At 63.3% G+C, this 21504-nt stretch carries 17 protein-coding genes and 1 tRNA gene; 4 read left to right on the forward strand and 14 right to left on the reverse strand.

The features are described 5' to 3' along the window. Positions 1-222 precede the first annotated feature (222 nt). A complete protein-coding gene (locus tag C84B14_RS07870; RefSeq protein ID WP_353223139.1) occupies positions 223-1680 on the forward strand; it encodes an alanine/glycine:cation symporter family protein in 1458 nt (485 codons plus the stop codon). Between the two features lie 270 nt (positions 1681-1950). Here C84B14_RS07870 and C84B14_RS07875 read toward each other — a convergent pair whose 3' ends face one another. The 4 genes from C84B14_RS07875 to C84B14_RS07890 all read right to left on the reverse strand — a co-directional run bounded on the left by C84B14_RS07875 (position 1951) and on the right by C84B14_RS07890 (position 6251). Next, positions 1951-2157 (reverse strand): hypothetical protein, encoded by a 207-nt coding sequence (locus tag C84B14_RS07875; RefSeq protein WP_353223141.1) that lies wholly within the window; start codon positions 2155-2157, stop codon positions 1951-1953. Between the two features lie 260 nt (positions 2158-2417). Continuing rightward, positions 2418-3683, reverse strand: coding sequence for an alpha-hydroxyketone-type quorum-sensing autoinducer synthase (gene cqsA / locus C84B14_RS07880; protein ID WP_348764831.1), 1266 nt, complete (start codon positions 3681-3683; stop codon positions 2418-2420). 311 nt (positions 3684-3994) lie between these two features. Continuing rightward, positions 3995-5017: a response regulator transcription factor gene (locus tag C84B14_RS07885; protein ID WP_353223143.1), complete on the reverse strand. Its 1023-nt coding sequence runs from the start codon at positions 5015-5017 to the stop codon at positions 3995-3997. Next, positions 5010-6251: a sensor histidine kinase gene (locus C84B14_RS07890; protein ID WP_353223145.1), complete on the reverse strand. Its 1242-nt coding sequence runs from the start codon at positions 6249-6251 to the stop codon at positions 5010-5012. Before C84B14_RS07890 ends, C84B14_RS07885 begins: the two co-directional genes overlap by 8 nt. Positions 6252-6635: 384 nt before the next feature. On the opposite strand from C84B14_RS07890, the gene C84B14_RS07895 reads away from it, so the two are divergent. The 3 genes from C84B14_RS07895 to C84B14_RS07905 all read left to right on the forward strand — a co-directional run bounded on the left by C84B14_RS07895 (position 6636) and on the right by C84B14_RS07905 (position 11546). Beyond that, positions 6636-9071 carry an EAL domain-containing protein gene (locus C84B14_RS07895; RefSeq protein WP_353223147.1) on the forward strand — a complete coding sequence of 812 codons (2436 nt, stop codon included), beginning with the start codon at positions 6636-6638 and terminating at the stop codon, positions 9069-9071. Between the two features lie 74 nt (positions 9072-9145). Then, entirely contained in the window at positions 9146-9697 is a 552-nt protein-coding gene (locus C84B14_RS07900; protein ID WP_353223149.1) for a lipocalin family protein, read from the forward strand. Between the two features lie 70 nt (positions 9698-9767). Then, positions 9768-11546 carry an ABCB family ABC transporter ATP-binding protein/permease gene (locus C84B14_RS07905; protein ID WP_353223151.1) on the forward strand — a complete coding sequence of 593 codons (1779 nt, stop codon included), beginning with the start codon at positions 9768-9770 and terminating at the stop codon, positions 11544-11546. Positions 11547-11588: 42 nt separating this feature from the next. On the opposite strand, the gene C84B14_RS07910 is transcribed toward C84B14_RS07905, so the two are convergent. From C84B14_RS07910 to C84B14_RS07955, 10 genes are all read right to left on the reverse strand, one after another. Then, positions 11589-12773: an MFS transporter gene (locus C84B14_RS07910; RefSeq protein ID WP_353223152.1), complete on the reverse strand. Its 1185-nt coding sequence runs from the start codon at positions 12771-12773 to the stop codon at positions 11589-11591. A 168-nt stretch (positions 12774-12941) separates the two neighbouring features. Then, positions 12942-13823, reverse strand: coding sequence for a glycine betaine ABC transporter substrate-binding protein (locus C84B14_RS07915; RefSeq protein ID WP_353223154.1), 882 nt, complete (start codon positions 13821-13823; stop codon positions 12942-12944). Between the two features lie 62 nt (positions 13824-13885). After that, complete coding sequence (locus C84B14_RS07920; RefSeq protein ID WP_353223289.1) at positions 13886-14830, reverse strand: ABC transporter permease; 945 nt, start codon at positions 14828-14830, stop codon at positions 13886-13888. Then, positions 14830-16044, reverse strand: a complete 1215-nt coding sequence (gene proV / locus C84B14_RS07925; protein ID WP_353223156.1) for a glycine betaine/L-proline ABC transporter ATP-binding protein ProV — start codon at positions 16042-16044, stop codon at positions 14830-14832. Before proV ends, C84B14_RS07920 begins: the two co-directional genes overlap by 1 nt. Positions 16045-16149: 105 nt before the next feature. Further along, positions 16150-16746 (reverse strand): GNAT family N-acetyltransferase, encoded by a 597-nt coding sequence (locus C84B14_RS07930; RefSeq protein ID WP_353223158.1) that lies wholly within the window; start codon positions 16744-16746, stop codon positions 16150-16152. A gap of 128 nt (positions 16747-16874) precedes the next feature. Beyond that, positions 16875-16950: transfer RNA gene (locus C84B14_RS07935), tRNA-Phe, on the reverse strand. 80 nt (positions 16951-17030) lie between these two features. Beyond that, positions 17031-17303 carry an oxidative damage protection protein gene (locus C84B14_RS07940; protein WP_293623743.1) on the reverse strand — a complete coding sequence of 91 codons (273 nt, stop codon included), beginning with the start codon at positions 17301-17303 and terminating at the stop codon, positions 17031-17033. Further along, a complete protein-coding gene (gene mutY / locus C84B14_RS07945; protein WP_353223160.1) occupies positions 17300-18379 on the reverse strand; it encodes an A/G-specific adenine glycosylase in 1080 nt (359 codons plus the stop codon). The genes C84B14_RS07940 and mutY overlap by 4 nt, the downstream gene beginning before the upstream one ends. After that, a complete protein-coding gene (locus C84B14_RS07950; RefSeq protein ID WP_353223162.1) occupies positions 18351-18935 on the reverse strand; it encodes an SRPBCC family protein in 585 nt (194 codons plus the stop codon). Before C84B14_RS07950 ends, mutY begins: the two co-directional genes overlap by 29 nt. Before the next feature lie 6 nt (positions 18936-18941). Further along, the gene (locus C84B14_RS07955) at positions 18942-21428 is read right to left on the reverse strand and encodes an AsmA family protein (protein WP_502949899.1); all 2487 of its coding nucleotides are present in this window, start codon (positions 21426-21428) and stop codon (positions 18942-18944) included. Between the last annotated feature and the right edge of the window lie 76 nt (positions 21429-21504).

Genomic DNA, 21504 nt, shown 5'->3' on the forward strand with positions numbered 1-21504 from the left:
GGCATCCATACATGGAGACGCCTCTGCGACCAATCGCTGTCTGGCCCTCGTCGCGAGGCAGGCGTAGGCTCGATCGCTGCGCCTTGCAGCGCGTCTTTGAGCCACGGCCGCGCACCGCCGGCGGCCGTATCTGGCGTAATTATTGCTCCATGAACGCATGACACGGCCACGCACTCGAGCGCTGCGTGCCGGTCGATCCGCACAGGGAAGGGGAAGTCGATAATGGAATTCATTGAAACAGTGCGCGCCGCGGTCGAGGCCGTGACCTCGCCGATCAGCAACTTCATATGGACCTATATTCTGTTCTACCTGCTATTCGGCGCCGGCCTGATCTTTACCGTCGCCACCCGCTTCATGCAGTTCCGCATGCTCGGCCACATGGTGCGCATCACCTTCGATAGCCGCAGCAGCGATCAGGGGGTGAGTTCCTTCCAGGCGCTGGCCACTTCCCTGGCCGCGCGTGTGGGCACCGGCAATCTGGCCGGCGTGGCCCTGGCCCTCTGGGTAGGCGGTCCGGGCGCGGTTTTCTGGATGTGGATGACCGCGCTGGTGGGCCTGGCCACCACCTTTATCGAGTGCACGCTCGGGCAGGTCTACAAGATTCACTATGCCGACGGCGTATATCGCGGCGGCCCGGCCTATTACATCGAAAGAGCCCTCGGCCAGCGCTGGATGAGCATTATCTTCGCGGTGTTTCTCATCATCGCCTACGGCTTTGCGTTCTCCGGCGCCCAGGCCAACACCATTGCCAAGGGCATGGAGGGCGCCTTCTCGATCCCCACCTGGGCAACCGGCATCGCCCTTGTGGTAATGGCCGGCGTGGTCGTCTACGGCGGGCTTCGCTCAATCGCCAAGACCGCGGAGAAGATCGTGCCGATCATGGCGATCGGCTATTTCCTGGTCGCGGTTTATATTCTGATCGCGAACTACGATCAGGTGCCCGGCATGTTCTGGCTGATCATCCAGAGCGCGTTCGGCTTCGGGCCGGCCGTCGGCGGTGCGGTGGGTTATACCATCAAGATCGCGATGGAAAACGGCATCAAGCGCGGCCTGTTCTCGAACGAGGCGGGTATGGGCTCGACGCCGAACGCTGCGGCTACCGCCGAGGTCAATCACCCGGCCGCTCAGGGCCTGGTGCAGTCGTTCGGCGTGATCGTCGATACCCTGATCATCTGCAGCTGTACCGCGGTGGTAATCCTGCTATCCGGCGTGTATGACCAGATGCTGACCACGCAGACCGACGCCTCGATGCAGGGCATTCAGCTCACCCAGGACGCCATGTCGGATCATCTGGGCAGCTTCGGCTCCGGTTTTATCGCCATCGCCATCCTGTTCTTTGCCTATACCTCGATTCTGGCGAACTTTGCCTACACCGAAATCAACGTGGAATACCTCGCCGGCAAGCACCACAAGAAGGCGATCACCATTCTCAGGCCGCTCATTCTGGCCATGGTCATGATTGGCTCGATGGCCACGTTGTCGTTCATCTGGGATTTCGCCGATCTGGCCATGGGCCTGATGGCGACCACCAACCTGGTGGCGATCCTGCTACTGTTGCCCATCGCGCTACGGGTGCTCAAGGACTACGAGCGCCAGCGCGCCGAAGGCATAGAGGAGCCGGTATTTCACCGTGCCGTACTCAAGAATCCCGATCAGGTGGAACCGGGCATCTGGGACTGACCTCAGCCGCGTAGCCCATGGCACAGCGCGGCAGAAGACCACGCCCGCCCAAAAAAAGGCCGACCGGCAAACCGCCGGTCGGCCCGCGCTCCCGGGCAACTTGGAAGCAGGCTAGTGCCTGTTAACGCGAATGAAATCGCGCCGCACTCTATTCTTTTGCAAGACAGGGCGCAGTGTGCGTTGTGTCGCGAAGGTACATGAGCGCGCTGAAACGCCGTATGGCAGGATTTTGCGCAGCGACACGGCGATTGGCACTCGGGTTAGCAGGCCCTAGAGGACAGCCTTGCCCTGCCACCTCAGGTTCACGTTCTTGTCCGATGCGCGTTCGCGGGCGCTGGCAATCAGTGAATCGAAATCTTCCGGATTCTCGAGCGTTTCCCGAATCCTGTCCGGATCGTCGCCTTGCTGGTCGGCGATCGCCCGCAGTATTTCAACGCTGGTGTCGGTCTTTTCGCTGAGTTCGGCGAAATCGGTCATGGATCGTATCCGTTGAGAAAACGTCGACCTTATCAGCCACGCTCAGCCCGAGTTCAAACCGAGCGGATTGCGCCCTGGAATCAACCCGGCACCCCGGGCACGGCGCGCGGTCGCCGTACAGGCGTTGTGCGCCCCGGCCATGCCGACCCGACATGAGCATGGCCCAATGCCGGGTCGGTCACTCCCACGATATCGACACTTCGTTCACGCCGGCCCGCGCCGCTACAGGCTAGCGGGTGCTGCGCGCCGGCGCGCCTTACTCAGGCCGCGTTGGCACGCGTAATCGGCGCGCGCTTGCGGCTGCGACGGGTCGAAGGCCAGTTGGCCAGATCCACTTCGTCGCGGATCTCCCGGCAAACCTCGATCACGCGATTAAGCTGGCTATAGCTATGGTTGCAGTTGACCGACAGCCGGATCAGCGAGCGCTTGGTCGCGGTTGCCGGCGCACAGAATACCGAGCCGAATACGCCCCGTGATTCCAGCGCATCGCGCAGGATGATCGTCTGCTCCTCGCGGCCGGCTTCGAGCGCGATCATCTGCGCTTCGCCGCTATCGACGTTATAGCCAAGCGCGTCGAGGTGCCGACGCAGGTAGGCCGCGTTGGCGTGCAGGCGATTGCGCTCGTTGTCGGCGCGCTTGATCAGATCGAGCGTCCGCGAGAGTGCAGCAATATCGTGGGGCAGCAGCGAGGAGCTGAAAATCGCCGGGAACGAGTTGTACTTGATGAACTGACGCAGCCGCTCGCTGCAGGCAATCACGCCGGCGCGCCCGGCAAAGGCCTTGGCCAGACTGGCGGTGACGAAATGCACCTCGGACTCCAGGCCGAGACCGGCCACGAGACCGCGGCCCTGCTCGCCATGCGTACCCAGAGAGTGAGATTCGTCAACGATGATCACACACCCGTGGCGGTTGGCCACTTCGACGATCTCCTTCAGGGGCGCGATGCTGCCGGTGGTGCTGTAGATCGAGTCGACCACGACGATGCCGGGGCCGTTACGGCTGATCATCGTCTCCAGATGGGACGCATCGTTGTGCCGGAATGGCTTCCATTCCAGGCCCGCGCTGCGTACGCCTTCCCAAAGCGAGGCATGCGCAAACATGTCGACATAGACCGGCGTGCCCGGGGCGCCAATCGCCTGGATCAAGCCGACGTTGGCCGCATAGCCGGACTGACAGAGCAGACTCGACTCCATGCGCATCCAGCGTGCCATGCGCCGCTCCAGATGCAGCTGCGGGCTGTCCCCATGCAGGTACACGCCGGACATGACGACGGTATTGTCCGATCCGCGCAGGCAATCGATCTGGGCCTGGATCACCTCCGGATGGTTGGCCAGATCCAGATAATCGTTGGTCACCATGAGGATGGCGTTCGCATCGGGCTGACGGCCATGCATGATATGCCCGCCCTGCCAGGTCTTTTCGACGCGCTCACGAAAATAATGGTCGACATGGCGCTGCAGAAACGCCGGTTCGGCGACAGACGTCGGGCACAGCGAAGAGTGGCGGGAGACTGGGAATTCGTTCATGACAACCTCGTATTGATATTGATATGACGGTTTATTGCCTCATTCGACTGACGCCTGGCCAGTCCGGCAATTTTCTATTTAACTCTATTTATATTAAATAGATGTGCCATACCAAACTACACGTCGTTAGTCGCGTGCAATTTTATGTTTATCAATACATGGCCGAGCCGCCATGGAATACATGATTGAAAAGCATGCGACAGCGCGCGCTTTCTGCTGCCGCGCGAACTTTTCAGCATCCGCCGCATGTAAGGCGTATCAGTCGTTTGCGCCGTTCGAGTAGAGACTGGCCGCCGCCCGTCGCGCGGGTCTCACATCAGCGAATAACCCACCGTGTCCAGCCATTCGAGATAGCGATTGAAGGTCGCTGTGGGTCGGGTTATGCCATGTTCGCGCGGGTCGGATTCGAACACCGCCCAGCGATAGATGCGCGCGCCTTCGACACGCTCTGCCACCCGCATATGCGATTTCCAGTGACGATAGGCATCCGATGGCGCGCTGCGCGCGCGATTCATGAAGGCCGGATCGAGCAGGTTGTCGCCGGCGCGCAATAATCGGATGCACTCATCGGGCGCATCCAGGGCGACGGCGCGCTCCACCATCGCCCGGTGCTCGGCTTCATCGACGATCACCAGCCGATAAAGCCCTCCATCGCCGTCGATGAGTACGAAGCCGGTGGGGTTGAACACCATGTAGTATTCCACGAACTCGTAGCGCGAGCGCAGCGTGGCCAGCAACTGCCTTATCGTGTCGTCGCCGAGCAGCGGCGGCACGTCGACGTCGAACACGTCGATCGCGGTCTTGAACGTCTCCAGTATATGGGTGTGCTGGAGTTCGCGGATCGTGCGGTTGAGGTGCTCGTACACGTTGTGATCGCTCTTGCGGATATAGCGATCGATCACGCCGTCGTTAAAGCCTTCGACGGCCTCCGCCTCCGTGGCCACCCCGGTGAACAGAATCTTCTTGATATGGGGATCGCGAATCCGGCTACAGAATTCCAGGCCATTCATGCGCGGCATGGCGTAGTCGATCATCGCGATCGAGATACGTGAAAAGCGGTTGGTGAAATGCATCTCCCGCGCCAGCGCTTCGTTATCGAGCGTGACCCGGCGGCGCCCGTCACGCTCCTCCTCGAGGCGAAAGAAGCGCTGGCGCGACGGGCTCTCATCGTCGCGATCGTTGATATAACCCAGGGCCTTTTCGGTGGAGTCGAACAACAGATACGGCAGATCCGCCTCCAGCTGCAGGCTCAGGTTGCCGAGAAAATCGATGTCGTCGTCGACGAGCACGATCTGGGTGGGATGAAAATACGGCGCTAAACGGGTTCTATTCATCGCGACCTACCGCAGGGAACAACATTACGAATTCGGTATAACGTCCGACCACGGAACGACAGCGGATATCGCCGCCGAAACTCTCCATCACCATACGCGCGAACGCCAAACCGATGCCCGTACCCTGGCCGTGCGGCATACCGGAATAGAACCGCTCGAAAATGCGCGGCAACACGTCCGGCGCAATTCCGGGCCCCGTGTCTCGAAAATACAGGCGGTGGGCATCGCCCGGGCCCTGCTCGATCCATATCCGGATATGGCCATCGTCCACGCGGGCCAGAAAATACAGCGCGTTCTTCAACAGATTGAACAGCACGTGCACCATCAAAAGCGGCGAGCCAAGAAAGCGGAAGTCCGACTCCGGTTCCCAGTGCACCCGTTCGCGCTCGCGCGCCGAATGAAACGGGTAGCGCTCCAGCGCCGTTTGCACACAGCCGCCAATCGACGTGACTTCGAAGGTGCTTTGATCGATGGTGGTACGGCTCGAGTTCACCAGCAACATGTCCAGAATGATGTTGGTGTACTCCGCTTCCGTATTGATGCGATCGAGCACCGCATGCATCTCTCGATAGTGCGCGGTACGTATACGCTTGACCGGTAGCCCCTGGGCCCGCGCCATTTCGAACCCCTCGAATATCGCCGGCAGATAGTTCTGCAACCCGCGGGCACCGCTTCGAATACCCAGCAGCGGCGTCCGCAATTCGTGTGCCATCGTGCCCACCGCCGATGTAATGGCCGCGAACTTCTCACGCGCGACCAGCTCGGTCTTGTAGTTGAATACACTGCCGCCGAGCAGCGCGAAAAGATAGGTCGGTACCAGTTGGCGCAGCGTTTCGGACTGTTCGCTCATGTCACCGCCGATCGCGAGATAAACCAGGCAGGCCGCCACCGTACCGATCAGCGCCATCAGCATGATCATCAGCCAGTCGAACACCAGCAGCACAAGAAACAGCGATGCCGCCATCGTCGAGAGGGCCCAGACGGTGACGAACTGGTTCATCAGCGACATGAACACGAAAAAGAAAGGCAGCTGATAGACCAGGATAAGGAACCAGTAGACGGTAATGCCGCGCCGCCATTCGCCGGCGCGAAACAGCTGGCGCTCGAAAAGCATCGGCAGCGCAACCACGACGCTGAACACACGCAGCCATATGCTTTCGAAGACCTGGGGCTGGAATTCGGTCCAGTACAGATAAAAAAGCGGATGCCCCACGACCGCCACGATCGCGAACATTCGCATATTGGGCAACGAATAGGTCGCACTCTGACTGAGTGAGGCGAGCAGGCGCACCCGCAGCCGTCGGCACAGATACGCGATTTGCCTGAAAAGCAATGTGATTGGGCGCAACAAAACCACGTTAGCGACCCGGATGCCGGGCCCGCAGTGCGGGTGTTCGTTGATATAAGTCGGCGAGCATCGCCTCATCCTATACTTTGCCCGGCAGAATTCGTAGTATCGAGCTTCGGGTTTCATGTCTTTTCAGCGGCTTGTCATACCGTTCGCGCTATCATTCGAGTCTGCAATCGCCCTTGAGGCCTTGGAAAAAATCATGCTTTCCCATCGCTGCGCATGCGTCGCCATTGACCGCTTCTTGAAGCGGTACACGATCCCTCGGCCATGAGTCGCCTGCCCCGCCGCCTGGTCGCCGTCGCGCTCGCGCTCGGCGTCGTGCTCGCAAGCCAGTTCGTCGTGCTGGGGCTGAGTTATCGCGCCGACACGATCACGGCCACGGCGGTGCTTGTCCTGACCCTGTTCTCGATCACCGCCGCGCTGGTTTTGTGCTGGTATGCGCTACGCGAAATCCGCGTCGACGACGAAAAGGCCATGGCGCCATTGATCAGCTGGCTGGACCAGTCGGATATCGTCGGTCGCGCGGCCGCGCGCCGACCACCGATCATTCGCGGTGCCAACGCCCGGCTGGTCGACGCGGTAGAGAACCTCGTCGATCGCGTGCAGCGCTATCACGACAAGCTGCTCGCGCGTCACCAGCGTGTGCAGCGCCTGCTGCGCAACGTCACCGATGTGCTCTATCACACCGATCAGGACGGCCGTATCACCTGGATCACCGATACGGTGACCGACATGCTCGGCTACCGCCCGGGCGAACTCGAAGGCCGCCCGCTGTCCGATGTGCTGGCCAACCCGCACGATGAGCGGCTGCTGTTGAGCAGTGCACAGCTGCATCGCCACCCCACGCGGGTGTACCGGCGCAATGGCGATATCGCGTGGCTGCTGATCTCGTCGCGCCGTATCGACGACGCCGAGGGCAACGCCATCGGCAGCGAAGGCATTTGCCGCGACGGAACCCGACTGATCGAGACGCAACAGGCGCTCAACGACGAAAAGGAACGTGCCCAGGTCACCCTCGCCTCGATCGGTGACGCCGTGATCACCACCGATGCGAGCGGCGCGGTGGACTACCTCAACCCCCGCGCCGAGCAGATGCTCGGCGTAAATATTCAGGACGCCATCGGGCGGCACTTCGACAAGCTCTGCGATTTCGTCGACACGGCACGGGATGTGGCCGTCAGCGGCCTCGTGAATCGCTGCCTCACCCAGGGCACGCTGCAGGAACACGACGAAGACCTCACGCTTTACGACCGCGCACCGCAAAAGACCGGTCATACCGTGAAGGTCACCATCTCGCCGATCCGCGATAGCGCCCAGCGGGTCAGCGGCGCCGTGATCGTGCTGCACGACATCACCCGCCTGCAGCAGATTTCGCGCGAGATGACCTACCAGGCTAACCACGACCTGGTGACCGACCTGCCCAACCGGCGCGCGTTCGAACAACTACTCGATCAGGCGCTGACCGAGGTGGACGACAAGCACAGCCATGCCCTGTGCTATATCGATCTCGACCAGTTCAAGCTGGTCAACGATACCTGCGGTCATAACGCCGGCGATGAAATGCTGCGCCAGATCGCCGCCCGGCTCGGCGGCTGTATCCGCGGCAACGATACCCTGGCGCGGCTGGGCGGCGACGAGTTCGCCCTGATCATGCGCAACATGTCGATCACCGATGCGCAGTCGAAAGCCGAGGATCTGCGCACCGCAATCGATCGCTTTCGTTTTCGCTGGGACGACAAACTTTTCCGGCTGGGCGCGAGCGTCGGCGTGGCCTCTATCGACCGCGAGGCGGTGGATGCCACCGAACTGCTGCGGCGCGCCGATACCGCCTGTTACATGGCCAAGGAGAAAGGCCGTAATCAAGTGTATGTCTACCGCGGAGACAGCGACGAAACGCTTACTCGCCACGGCGACATGCAGCGCATGCAGCAGATCAGCGAGGCGCTGGACAGCGACGGCTTCGAGCTGTTCGCCCAGTTCATACAGCCGATCGACCGCCGCGAGCACCAGCGGTGCGGTGTGGAGCTGCTGCTGCGCGTGCGCGACACGGACGGCTCGATTCTCTCCCCGCAGAATTTCCTGATCACCGCCGAACGCTATAACGCCGCGCCGCGTATCGACCGCTGGGTACTGCGGCGCGCGATCCGCCTGATCACCAAGGCAGGCGACGAACACGCGGCCATCGAGCACTACAGCATCAACATCTCCGGCCAGTCGATCACCGACGAACATTTCGTGGACTACGCCCGCGGGCTGATCGAAGCTTCCAGCGTCGATCCACGCCGTCTGGTATTCGAAATCACCGAAACCGCGGCAGTCACCAACACCCACCGCGCCGGCGAGCTTATTCACTCGCTGCGCGCGCTGGGGTGCCGGTTCTCGCTCGACGATTTTGGCAGTGGCCTGAGCTCGTTTTCCTACCTCAAGAATCTGCCATCGGATTTCATCAAGATCGACGGCAAGCTGGTGTCCAATATTCTTACCGATCCGGTCGAGCGATCGATCGTGGAGGCCATCAATCAGGTCGGCCAGGCCATGGGCCTGCTGACCGTGGCCGAACACGTGGAAAGCCGTGCCATGCTCGATGCGCTGCGCGCCATCGGCGTGGACTATGCGCAGGGCTATCACGTGGCCCGCCCGATCCCCTTCGAGATGCTCTCCGCGGCGCTTGGCACGCGCGAACGGGTGGTCCGAGCACGCTGATTGCGCCGCCGCGGAATCCACAGCGCGCGCGGAGCGCGTAGTATCGGAATAAATCCCGATAACGAAAGACCTCGATGACAGCTGTTCACAAAATCGCTGTTCTGCTCGCCCCGCTGTGGCTGGCAGCCTGCAGCCTCATGCCGCCGGCCGATTTCCCGGTGGAAGACAACGTCGATATCGACCGCTATATGGGCAAATGGTATGTCATCGCCCATATTCCGCCGAGTGCGACCGAAAACGCCTACAACTCGATCGAGCGCTACGAACAGACCGAGCCCGGTACCATCGAAACCACCTTCACCTATCGCGAGGGCGGCTTCGACGGCGAACAACAGACCATGCACCCGGTGGGCAGCGTGCTCGAGGGCACGAACAACGCCGTATGGGCGATGCGTTTCTACTGGGTGCTGCGCATGCAGTACGTCATCTCCTATGTCGACGACGACTATCAGACCACGATCGTGGCCCGCGACAAGCGCGACTATGTCTGGATCATGGCGCGTACGCCGCAGATCGACGAGGCCACCTACGATTCGCTCGTCAAGAAGGTCGCCGACTACGGCTACGACACCGCCAAGCTGCGCAAGGTACCGCAACAGCCGCTCGATGCGCGCGACGACGGCTAGACAAACCCTGCACACCACCTGCGATACCGTGCCGGCCACCTGAGGCCGGCACGGCCCGACCTGGATTGATTTGAACGACGACTCGACGCAAAGCGAGGCGCCGCGGGACGAGTGGCACCGCCTGTCCCGGCTCTGGCCCTATCTGTGGGAGCATCGCCTGCGCGTGGGACTCGCGCTGGCACTGCTGATCGGCGCCAAGGGCGCGACGGTGCTACTGCCGATCGTACTCAAGCATATCGTCGACGCGCTCGACGCCAACGAAAGCGCGCGCGTGACCCTGCCGGTGGTATTGCTGCTGGCCTACGGCGCCCTGCGGCTGGCATCGGTCTTGTTCGGCCAGCTGCGTGACCTGGTGTTCGGCCGGGTCACCGAACGCGCGATGCGGCGTATCGCACTCACCGTATTCGAACACCTGCACGCGCTGGACATGGACTTCCACCTGTCGCGGCGTACAGGCGGCTTGTCGCGGGATATCGAACGCGGCATTGGCGGCATCAGCTTCCTGCTGCGCTTCATGCTGTTCAACATCATTCCCACGCTGCTGGAAATCGCCCTGGTCGCCGGTATTCTGCTGTTCTACTACAGCGCCTGGTTCGCGGTGATCGTGCTGGTGAGCGTGGTCGTCTACATCGCGGCCACTACCCTGCTTACCGAATGGCGTACCCGTCATGTGCGCGAATCCAACCGGCTCGACGCCCGCGCCAATACACGCGCCGTGGATAGCCTGCTCAACTACGAAACCGTCAAGTACTTCGGCAACGAACGCTACGAGGCCGACCGCTACGACCGCGAGCTGCGCGAGTGGGAGGCCGCACTGCGCCGCTCGCGCCTGTCGCTGGGTACGCTCAACACCATCCAGGCCACCGTGATCGCCATCGCCATCACCGCCATGATGATGCTGGCCGGCACGCGGGTGGTCTCCGGCGACATGACGATCGGCGATCTGGTAATGATCAATGCCTACATGATCCAGCTGTTCGTGCCGCTGAACTTTCTCGGCTTCGTTTATCGCGAGCTCAAGAAATCGCTCGCCGATACGGCCCGCATGTTCCGTCTGCTCGATGTCGAGGCCACGGTCGCCGACGACCCTGACGCGCGGCCGCTGGCGGCCACCCGCCCCGAGGTGCGGTTCGAAAGCGTCGCCTTCGGCTATCAGGCCGAGCGCCAGATCCTGCGCGGTATCGACTTCGCCATCGCGCCCGGCAGCAAGCTGGCCGTGGTCGGCCAGTCGGGGGCCGGCAAGTCCACGCTCGCGCGCCTGCTGTTTCGCTTTTACGACGTCGATGCCGGGCGTATCACCGTCGACGGTCACGATATCCGCCGGCTCAGCCTGGCCAGCCTGCGTGACACCATCGGTGTGGTACCGCAGGACACCGTGCTGTTCAACGACACCATCGAATACAACATCGCCTACGGCCAGCCCGGCGCCACGCCCGAAGCCGTGGCCCGCGCCGCCCGCATGGCCCACTTGGACGGGCTGATCGCACGCCTGCCCGACGGCATGGACACGCTCGTGGGCGAACGCGGGCTCAAGCTCTCCGGCGGCGAGAAACAGCGGATCGCCATCGCCCGGGCCATTCTCAAGAACCCGGCGATCCTGATCTTCGACGAAGCCACCTCATCGCTCGACAGCCATGCCGAACAGGCGATCACTGCCGCGCTGGCCGAGCTGGCAGCCAACCACACGACGCTCGTGATTGCCCATCGACTGTCCACCGTGGTCGATGCCGACGAGATCGTGGTCATGGACGACGGCCGTATCATCGAACGCGGTCGGCATGCCGAACTTCTGGCCGCGAACGGCCACTATGCGGCCATGTGGCGGCTACAGCAGCGCGAATCCGGCTAGCGCCTAGCAACCTGCCTTATCGCCCCTGGGCTTGCCGGACGGTCAGTCCGCTGCCCGACGCCGCAGGAGCAGGCTGATCAGCGCCAGCGCTGAAAGCACCGCCACCGCCATCGAAAAGCCGATGCCGGCGGTGCGTAGACCCAGCGTCTGCGCGGCCACACCGATGCCCACCACGGGAATCGAGATGGCGACATAGAGCACCACGAAGAAGGTGGAGGCCACTTCGCCGCGACGCGCGGCCGGGCTCGCGGCGGTCACTGCCCCCATCCCGGCCCGGAACGCCACGCCCTGGCCAATGCCGGCCACGATCGCGCCGGCAACCAGAAACGCCAGCGACGATTGCAGGATGGCCAGTGCCACCAGGGCAATACCCACGATCAGGCCGATACAGCCGAGCGGCAGGCGCCAGCGCTCGGGCAGGCGCGATTGACCGACCTGGCCCAGGGTCGACGCCACGAATAAAAGGAATCCCACCGCGCCGGTCAGCGCATGGTTGTCGTAGTTCAGGATCTTGCCCATAAAGGCGGGAGCAATGGCCGTGAACAGACCGAGCACCGAAAACCCCGCAAAACCGGCGATGGCCGCCGGAATGAACACGCCGCGTACCGCGGCCGGCACCTGCAGGGACTGAATCCGCAGACGTGGCCGCGCAGGCCGTTCGGCGGTTTCGGGCACGAGTGCGACGGCCACACCCGCCAACGCAATCAGCACGAGGTCGGCCACGAAGCACAGCGTGAGCGGCGCCGGCAGGTACTGCGACAGCACGCCCGCGAACAGCGGCCCGAGCCCCAGGCCGCCCATGTTGGCGGCGGTGGCGATCAGGGTGGCGCTGCCGGCCCAGGCTGCTGGGGCCAGCTCGACGACGGCCACGGTGGCAGTGCCGGTGAATATGCCCGCCGAAATACCCGATAGCACGCGCCCGAGCAACAGCGGCGCCAGGCCGCCGCCCCACAGAAACGCACAGGCGCTGGCGGCCGAGAACATCAGCCCCAGGGCCAGCATGGGCCGACGGCCGAGCTGGTCCGACCAGCTGCCGGTCACGATCAGCGCCCCGATCACGCCGACCGCATAGGCGGCAAAGATCACCGTGATGATCAGCTGCGAAAAACCCAGCTCTGCCTGATAGATCGGATAGAGCGGCGTGGGCAGCGTCGTACCCATCATGGTGACGACGAACGTAAGCGCCGCGCCGAAGAACAGCGCGGTGGATCGATTCGACTCGGTCATTCGATAATCCTGCAAATGGCCAGCACGTCGGTTCCAACGTACAAGCGACTGAACGGGCTCAAAGGCTAACAGCCTTCATTATGCAGCGACATCGTCGGCCACCGAGAGCGGCCACAAAAAAGGCCCGGCTGGGCCGGGCCTTGGCGAGCGCATCATACGCAAACGCGATCAGCTTTCTTCGAACCAGCCATCGATCTGGTCGCCATGCTCATCGATATAGCTCTGGATGGCTTCTTCGTAGCTCGTTTCCTGGGCCTTGTACATCGCGGCCTGGAGATCTTCGAGATCCAGCTTGTAGTTGCTCAGGAAGGTGGCGACTTCCGGGTAGTCGTTCTTGAAGCCCTTGCGCGCGATCACGTCGACGTGCTGCGCTTCGCCCAGCGTGCCTTTCGGGTCGTCGAGAAAACGCAGGTCCCAGCGTCCGAACATCCAGTGCGGCGTCCAGCCGGTCACCACGATCCATTCGTCGCGCTTTTCGGCTCGCGCGAGCGCGGCGGTCATTGCGGCACCGCTGGCCGACACCAGGCGATAGTCGCCGAGTTCATAGGCATCCATCGCCTTGTCCGACAGCTGCATCAGCCCCGCCCCCGGATCGATGCCCTGGATCTTGCCGTCGAGCTTGTCCTGTACCTCCGGCTTTTTCAGGTCTTCGATCGAGGCAACCTGGTCTTCCGGCACATAGCTCGGCACGACCCAGCCCAGACGGGCACCGTCGTACATCGTGCCCAGGTTGTCCACGTCGTCCTTGACGCGTTCCATGTACTCACCGTGGGTGTCCGGCAGCCAGGCCATGAGCATGGCGTCCAGATCGCCGTTGGCCACACCCTGGTACTGCACGCCGATCGCCGACAGCGTGAGCTTGACGTTGTAGTCGGTGTGTTCCTCGATGACCTGTTTGGCCAGCTTGGTGATGAACTCGGCATCGGCCCAGGCCGTCCAGCCGAACTCGATCGTGTCGTCGGCGGCCTGGGCCGAGCCGAACGCGCCGAACGTCAGGCCGGCGGCCATCGCGGCCGTACCCAGCCACTGCTTGAATGAATGCTTATGCATGCTCTCGGTCTCCCTTCGAATGATCTGATGCCCCGATAACGCCCGGCTTCCGGTGCGCTATATCAGTTGCCGGGCGCGTCCTGTCGGCGCCCGAAAAACTCTTTCAACCGCGTACTGATCGCGGTGCGCTGGCGGCTGCGCTGGGCAAAGCTCTGGGTGAGACGGTCGAGGATGATGGCCAGAATCACCACCCCGAGCCCGCCTTCGAAACCGGTGCCCAGACGCAGCTGCTGAATGCCCGCAAGCACCGGGTCGCCCAGGCCACCGGCGCCAATCATCGAGGCGATTACCACCATCGACAGGGCCAGCATGATGGTCTGATTGATGCCGGCCATGATCGAGGGCAGCGCCAGCGGCAGCTCCACCTTGAACAGCAGCTGTAGAGGATTGCAGCCAAAGGCGCGCCCGGCCTCGACGTTCTCGGCCGGGACCTGGCGAATGCCCAGGTTCATCATGCGCACCGCCGGCGGCATGGAAAAGATCACCGTCGCGATCGTGCCCGGCACGCGGCCGGTGCCGAAAAAGATCACCGCCGGAATCAGATACACGAACGCCGGCAGCGTCTGCATGAAATCCAGCACGGGGCGTACAAACGCCGCCAGCAGATCGCTCTTGGCCATGGCCACGCCCAGCGGCAGCCCCACGCCGAGCGCGGCCAGGGTGGCGGCAATCACCAGCCCCAGCGTATCCATGGACTCCGGCCACAGATCCATGCCCATGACCACATAAAGCCCCAGCAGCACGAACAGTGCGAACTGCCAGCCCACCCGCCAGAGCGCGAGTACGGCGAGCACGCCGAACACCAGCTGCGGCGGCAGATAGTTGAAAAAGGCGGTGAGGTTGTCGGCGACGAAGCTGATCGCATCGGCGATGGCAGTAAAGAAGAGGTCGAAATGCGTCTGCATGAAATCGACGACCGCGGTAAAGCCCTCGCCGATGGGCAGATCGACCACGAAAGCGTCCTTGAGCGCCTGCCAGAACGCGCCGATACCGGCGTAAAGACTGATCATGCCGCCCCCTTGTCCGTACGATCGAGCGTATGCAGCAGCGTCGCCCGTGAAATCGTGCCCTTGTAGCGCCCGCCCTCGTCCACGACCGGCACCGGGTACGGGCTGTGTGCCACCTGGGTCATGAGCTCGGTCAGCGGCGTATCGACAGAAACCGGCTCGATCTCGTTGATGAAGGCATCCTCGATATGCCCGTCGTCGCGTCGCCCCAGGCCGTCGATACAGGCGATGAGCGAATCGATACTCACCACGCCCTGATAACGGCCGCCGCGATCGTGCACCACGGCCGCCGAGCCATCGTGACCGCGCAGGCGTTCCAGCGCGGCGCGCAGACTCACCCCGGGCCGCTCCATGACCGTGACCTGATCGCGCCGGGCCACGTCGGCAGCGGTGAAGACGTGGCTGACATCCACGCCGCGGAAAAACGAGCGTACGTATTCGTTGGCCGGTTCGCGCACGATCTCCTCGGGCGTGCCGACCTGGACGACCGTACCGCCCTGCATGATGGCGATGCGATCGCCCACCCGCATGGCTTCGTCCAGATCGTGGGTGATGAACACCACCGTCCGGGCCTGCTCGGATTGAAGCCGCAGCAGCTCATCCTGCATCTCGGTGCGAATAAGCGGATCAAGCGCCGAAAACGCCTCGTCCATGAGCAGAATACCGGGATCGACCGCCAACGCCCGCGCCAGCCCCACGCGCTGTTTCATGCCGCCGGAGAGCTCGTCGGGATAACTGTGGGCGTTGGCCTTGAGACCGACCGCATCCAGTGCCGCCAGCGCTTTCTGCTCGCGCTGTTCGCGCGCGACACCCGCGACGGCCAGGCCAAAGGCGGTGTTTTCGATAACGCTTTGATGCGGCATGAGCGCAAACGACTGAAACACCATGCTGATCTCACGACGACGCAGCGCGATCAGCTGCTTGCGTGTCATGCGGGTGATGTCCTGGCCGTCGATACGAATCGAACCTGCGGTCGGCTCGATCAGGCGATTGAGCATGCGAACCAGCGTGGACTTGCCCGAGCCGGACAGGCCCATGACCACGAATATCTCGCCTTCCTCAACCTCGAAACAGGCGTCGGACACGCCCACCGTCATGCCGGTGGCGGCAAATATTTCGTCCTTCGTCTGCCCTTTTTCGATGCGCTCCAGCGCGCGTTTCGGGTGCGCGCCGAAAACCTTGTAGACGTGCTCTACCGATAATTTAGTGTTCAAACGCCCCCCGACGCTTCCCCCAGGAACTCGCACTACCCTAACGCAATTTCCACGCCAGTGCGGCCCCTGCCCGCGACGTTCAACGCTCGGACGGCCGCTCGGAATTCAGTCGAGCGCGCGTATCCAGAAGACCAGGCGCTTGTCTGTTTCCCGGCCCTGATCGATATCCTGCCAGCGATAAATCGCGCCGATATCGTCGCGACGCGCAAAACCGCGACGCTGCCAGAACGCATCCAGCGGCTCGTAGCCGGGCGGCCGCAGAGGGTGGTCTTGGGGACGCTCGACCGTGCAGAAGCAGGCATGTGAAAAATCGCCCGCCTGTCGTGCCCAGGCCTCGCGCTCGTCGAAAAAGCGATGCCCGAGACCGTGGCCGCGATAGTCGCCCAACAGCAGCGATTCGCCGAAATAGAACACTCGATCAACGTCGAAGCCGGCCTCGGCGAGCGGCGCTTTGAACGCGGCCTCCTCGTCTGCCAGGGGCAGCGCGGTGGTCGCGCCGACGAGCCGATCACCGTCGTGTACCAGGAAAGCGAGTGAGCGCGGCGAGTTCACGTAGGTCGCCAGATACTCGCGCTCGTAGTCGAGATCGCCGTCGTAGAGATAGGGGAAATCGCGAAACACGCGGATACGCAATGCCGCCAGCTCATCCACATGCGCCTGGATTTCACCGGCGCTGCAGCGCTTGGTGGTCAGTTGTGCCATGGCCTGCGAGCCTGCCGAACGGGTCTTACACGAGTGTAAGGCTTGCGCGGGCGCAGATGCACGCGAACAGCCGTTTGCATCAGCGCTGCTTCAGCGCGATATGCGGTCAGTCCACGGGGAGAAAAAGATGGTGGCCGGAGGTGGAATCGAACCACCGACACTGCGATTTTCAGTCGCATGCTCTACCAACTGAGCTATCCGGCCAGATCGTGCAAGCGATCTTGGAGAGCGCGTATTAAACCGATCCCCGCGCCCAACGTCAACCTCGGCGACGTATCGGTGGGCTACTGTTCGGGCGGCACGTAGTGCGTTTCGGCGGTCTGGCCGCTGCCGAAGAAATATTCTTCGGTTTGCTCCATCAGGAACTCGCGCGCTTTCGGGTCGGCCAGGTGCAGGCCGTACTCGTTGATCAGGCGCGTCTGTTCGGTCATCCATTGCTGCCAGGCCTGCATCGACACATTCTCGTGGATGCGTTTGCCAAGCTCGCCGGGTAGCGGCGGCCGCGGCAGGCCTTCGGCCTCTTGATCGAGTTTGACGCAGTGTACGGTGTGGCTCATAGCGCTAGCGTGTGTTGCGGACTGTCCAGAAGCTTGGCAATGGGCGCCGGCACGCCGGGACGCGCGTTGGGCTCGAACCATTGCAGCGAGCCTTCCATGATACGTGCCCCACGCCCGGCCTGCACACGCGTGGCATGAATCAACAGCTCGAAATGGGTGAAGCCGTGATGGATGGGCGCAAGTTCCTGCGCGTTTTCCACGGGCAATCCGAAGCGCGTCGCGCATACGTCGGCGATATCGGCATCCACTGCCACTTCCGGCAGGCTCCATAGGCCGCCCCATATGCCGGCGGGCGGGCGTTTTTCCAGCAGCAGGCGATCGGCCGTATCGGTGACCACCAGAACCCGGGTTTCGCGCTGCGGGCGCTTTTTGCGCTTGCGCGGTGTGGGGATACGCGCCTGGTCGCCCTGTGCATAGGCCGCGCAACCCTCCGACAAGGGACAGCGAGGGCAGTCGGGCGCACTACGGGTACAAAGCGTCGCGCCCAGATCCATGATCGCCTGGGTGTAGTCGGTTACACGCTGTTTCGGCGTATAGCGCTCGGCCAGCTGCCAGAGCGGCTTTTCGTAGGCGGCGGTGCCGGGTGTGGCCGTGAGCGCGGCCAGGCGGGCGATCACGCGCTTGGCGTTGCCGTCGAGAATCGGTGCCCATACCCCAAAGGCCTGGGCCGCGATCGCACCGGCGGTGGAACGACCGATCCCGGGCAGCGCCATCAGCGCTTCGACATCGCGAGGGAACTCGCCGCCGTGCTCGGCGACCACGGCCTGGGCCGCAGCGTGGAGGTTGCGGGCCCGTGCGTAGTAGCCCAGGCCGGCCCAGTGCGCCATGACGTCGTCGCTGGGCGCGGCTGCCAGCGTTTGAACATCGGGAAAACGTGCCATGAAGGCATTGAAGTAATCGATGACGGTGGCCACCTGGGTCTGCTGGAGCATGACCTCGGCCACCCATACCCGATAGGCGCTGCGTGGATGCTGCCAGGGCAGGTCGTGGCGGCCGTGGACATCGAACCAGGCCAGCAGGGCGTCGGCTATCGCAGCCGGGGCGCGTTCAATCGCCGGAGTAGGTGTCGTCTTCATAGTCGCTGGCCAGCCGTTCGATGGATTCGGCGGTCACCCGCGCCTGGCGGCGCAGTTCGCGCGCGATGAGATAGGGGCCGATCAGGGGCGGCACCCAGAAGTCGGGCTGGATTTCGGCGGCAAACACCATGCGCGTGGTGTTCGCATCCTCGGCGCTGAACGTCCAGTCGGCAAAGCCCGCCTTGATATCGCCCGCGCCCGGCACGACCTGCATGGCGATCGAATCCGGCGGCGTCTGCTGGTAATGCATGACCTGTTCGATGCGTTTGCAAAACAGCGCCACGCATAGCCGGATGGTCGAACGCAGGCGCTCGCCCGGCAGCCGCTGACTGGCGATCACGCTCGGGTTGAACTCCGGCAAGCGCTCGTAATCGCTGGCCGCTCGAAAGGCCTGGCGCTGCGAAACCGCCAGGCGCATGGACGCCGCGATGGTATAGCGGTCGTGCTCGCGTTCGACCTGCATGGTTTCGATCACCGCCGCGGCGGCCGGGCCGGCCGCGACGACGAGCGCGAGCGCGGCCGCGCAAGCCGCTACGCGCACCCGGCTGCCCGTCATGGCCCGCTACTGGGCCGGGGATTGGGCGTTTTCCTGCGCGGCGGCCTCGTTGTTCTCGCCGGCGCGGTTCTCTGCCTCTACCCCGGCATCGCCGCCTTCGCCTTGTTCGGCGGGCGCAGCCGGCGTGCTGGCGCTATCCGTGCCGTCGTCAGCGGCCGCCTTTTTGCTGCTGCCGCCCAGCAGGCTGTTCAGGCCTTTTTCGATACGGGCACGCGTATCGGCATCGACTTTCTTGCCGCGCTCTTCGAGCTTTTCGCGCACCTTGTTCTTGAGGTCGTCCGATTCTTCCTGCAGCCGCTTTTCAGCCGCGCCGCGCAGCGCAGTCTTCACGTCGAGGCTGTAGTCCGGCGACAGCAGGTTGCCGGTGAGCTTGATCGGCACCTGCAGGCCGGCCAGGTCGGCGAGTTTGCCGGAGCTGTCTTCCGGCACCATCGCGGCGACCGTGTAGTCGAGCTGGTTGTCGGCCAGATCATAGCTGCCCGAGCCGGTGGCCTGAAGCACCCGCGTGACCAGATTCAGGTCCTTGCCGGCCAGCACGCCGTCGCTGATGCTGAAAGACGCCGCGAACCGGTTGAACGGCGTCTGCTCGTCGCTGCCGATGCCCCCGGCATCCGAGCCGACCTCGTCGCCGGCCAGCCGCGTACGGGCGGCTGCGATCACCTCGGCCAGATTGAAGCCGTTAAAGGCGCCGTCGCGCAGATCGAAGCTCAGATTGCCGTTAAGCGCACGCTTCATGGAGGCCACCTGCTTGCCGGCGCTGGTGACGTCCACGCTCATATTGGCCAGCGCGGCGACCCGGTCGGTATCGGCCACGTCCTTGAGCAGCGGCTCGAACTGCAGGCCGTTGAGGTTGCCCTTGAACGCATAGCGCGGCGTATCTCTGGAAGCATCCACGCGCGCGCTCACGCGCACGTTGCCGTCGTAGAGATCTGCCGTGAGCGGCTCGATGGTAAGAACGCCGTCGCGTGCCGCCACCGTAAGCTCGGCATGGGTGACCTCGATATTCGCGGCCGTCAACGAACCGGCCGACAGCTGACCGTTCAGGCGCAGATCCTTAAGCGCCGACAGGTCGATCTCGGCGGCTTTCTGCTTTTCGCCGCCGCCGGTTTCGGCCGGCTGTTCGCTCTGGGCCTGCTCGGCGCTGCCCGGCGGCAGATAGTCGTCCACGTTGAGCTGATCGAGATCGAGATCGAACTTGAACGCGGGGCGCTCGAAGTTTTCGACCCTGGCCGACCCTTTCAGCGAGCTTTCGTCGAGCGTGGCGAGTATCTGCTTGAACTCGGCACGGTCGTTGTTGATATCGAACTGGGCATCGAAGCCCGCCGAGGACAGCGCGCCGGACTTCTGCGTCGCCGGCGCGTCCATGCCCAGTTCGTTCATGACCGCGCGCGGGTCGAAACGCTTGAACGTCACGCGCCCGGCATAGGCGGGCTTGTCGTTGAGCCCGATGCCGTCGACGTTGGCGGTGACGTTGAGGCCGGCGCCCTGGAAGGTCATGCCGGAAAGCTTCAGGCGGCCCTCGGCGGCGTCGTATTCGCCGTTGCCGGAAAGCGAGGCCTGCTGCTTGCCGTTGGGCACGCCCTCGCCCGTGGCCAGCACGCTGAGCGTCATGTCCGAAAAGCGATAGAACTGATCGGCGATATTGGGCTCGACCCGGGCCACCAGGTTGAAGTCGGCGGCAAGATTTTCCTTCGGTGCGGCGAGATCGCCGGAAAAATCCAGCCGTACCGGCTGGCCGTCAACGAGACGCCCCGTGCCCAGGCGCACGCCGGTCAGGCGATAGTCCGCGCCGGTGGTTTCATCGCGCCAGGAGATGGCGGCATCGGACACATCGATCGCGCCGATCTGCAGCGATTCCAGGGTGAAGCCGCCCTCGGTCTGGGTCCCGGTATCGACGTCGTCGTCGGGGGCTTCGGTCTGCTCGGCTTCCTCGGCTTCGGCCTGACCCTCGCTCAGGTGTTCGCTGATATCGGCCCAGTTACTGCGGCCGTCGGCGTTGCGGGCCAGGCGCAGGCGCAGGCCGTTAAGCGTAACCGTGCCCACCTCGATATCGCGCTGAATCAGCGGCAGCAGCTTGACGCTCACTTCGGCGGAATTCATTTCCGCCATCGGCTTGTCGCCAAAGCCCTCGGCGTTGGCCACCTCTACCCGGCCCAGCTCGAGACCGAGCCAGGGAAAAACCGACAGGCCAATATCGCCGCTGATGTTCACCTCGCGTCCGATCTGGCGTTCGATGGCGGCGTTGATCTGCGGCTTGTAATCGTTGGGGTCGAAAATCAGCGGCAGGGCGATCACCGCCACCACGATCAGCGCAACGAGCACGCCCAGCACGGCAAGCAGAATGCGAAGAGTACGTTTCATGCGGGCAAGGCCATATTGAGAATTGTCAAAGCGGCGCGCGGCACGCCTGGGTCGGGGCCAGTGGACCACCCGTTGCCGCCGCGTGTTCCCGGCGAACGATGGCGCCTGCATCCCGGCCGGCGCAAGTCGCATGCAACCGCGAGGCGCGTTATTCTAGCGCGTCTCGACAGGCCGTACGGCCCGATCGACGCGGCAGCAGGAATCTTAA

It is taken from the genome of Salinisphaera sp. C84B14 (assembly GCF_040361435.1).
In the GTDB taxonomy this organism is placed as follows: domain Bacteria; phylum Pseudomonadota; class Gammaproteobacteria; order Nevskiales; family Salinisphaeraceae; genus Salinisphaera.

Bases quoted from the DNA above. Each gene is read 5' to 3' on its own strand.
- C84B14_RS07870 (WP_353223139.1), top strand. From the start codon at position 223: ATGGAATTCATTGAAACAGTGCGCGCCGCGGTCGAGGCCGTGACCTCG.
- C84B14_RS07875 (WP_353223141.1), bottom strand. From the start codon at position 2,157: ATGACCGATTTCGCCGAACTCAGCGAAAAGACCGACACCAGCGTTGAA.
- cqsA (WP_348764831.1), bottom strand. From the start codon at position 3,683: ATGAACGAATTCCCAGTCTCCCGCCACTCTTCGCTGTGCCCGACGTCT.
- C84B14_RS07885 (WP_353223143.1), bottom strand. From the start codon at position 5,017: ATGAATAGAACCCGTTTAGCGCCGTATTTTCATCCCACCCAGATCGTG.
- C84B14_RS07890 (WP_353223145.1), bottom strand. From the start codon at position 6,251: ATGTTCGCGATCGTGGCGGTCGTGGGGCATCCGCTTTTTTATCTGTAC.
- C84B14_RS07895 (WP_353223147.1), top strand. From the start codon at position 6,636: ATGAGTCGCCTGCCCCGCCGCCTGGTCGCCGTCGCGCTCGCGCTCGGC.
- C84B14_RS07900 (WP_353223149.1), top strand. From the start codon at position 9,146: ATGACAGCTGTTCACAAAATCGCTGTTCTGCTCGCCCCGCTGTGGCTG.
- C84B14_RS07910 (WP_353223152.1), bottom strand. From the start codon at position 12,773: ATGACCGAGTCGAATCGATCCACCGCGCTGTTCTTCGGCGCGGCGCTT.
- C84B14_RS07915 (WP_353223154.1), bottom strand. From the start codon at position 13,823: ATGCATAAGCATTCATTCAAGCAGTGGCTGGGTACGGCCGCGATGGCC.
- C84B14_RS07930 (WP_353223158.1), bottom strand. From the start codon at position 16,746: ATGGCACAACTGACCACCAAGCGCTGCAGCGCCGGTGAAATCCAGGCG.
- C84B14_RS07940 (WP_293623743.1), bottom strand. From the start codon at position 17,303: ATGAGCCACACCGTACACTGCGTCAAACTCGATCAAGAGGCCGAAGGC.
- mutY (WP_353223160.1), bottom strand. From the start codon at position 18,379: ATGAAGACGACACCTACTCCGGCGATTGAACGCGCCCCGGCTGCGATA.
- C84B14_RS07950 (WP_353223162.1), bottom strand. From the start codon at position 18,935: ATGACGGGCAGCCGGGTGCGCGTAGCGGCTTGCGCGGCCGCGCTCGCG.
- C84B14_RS07955 (WP_502949899.1), bottom strand. From the start codon at position 21,428: ATGCGACTTGCGCCGGCCGGGATGCAGGCGCCATCGTTCGCCGGGAAC.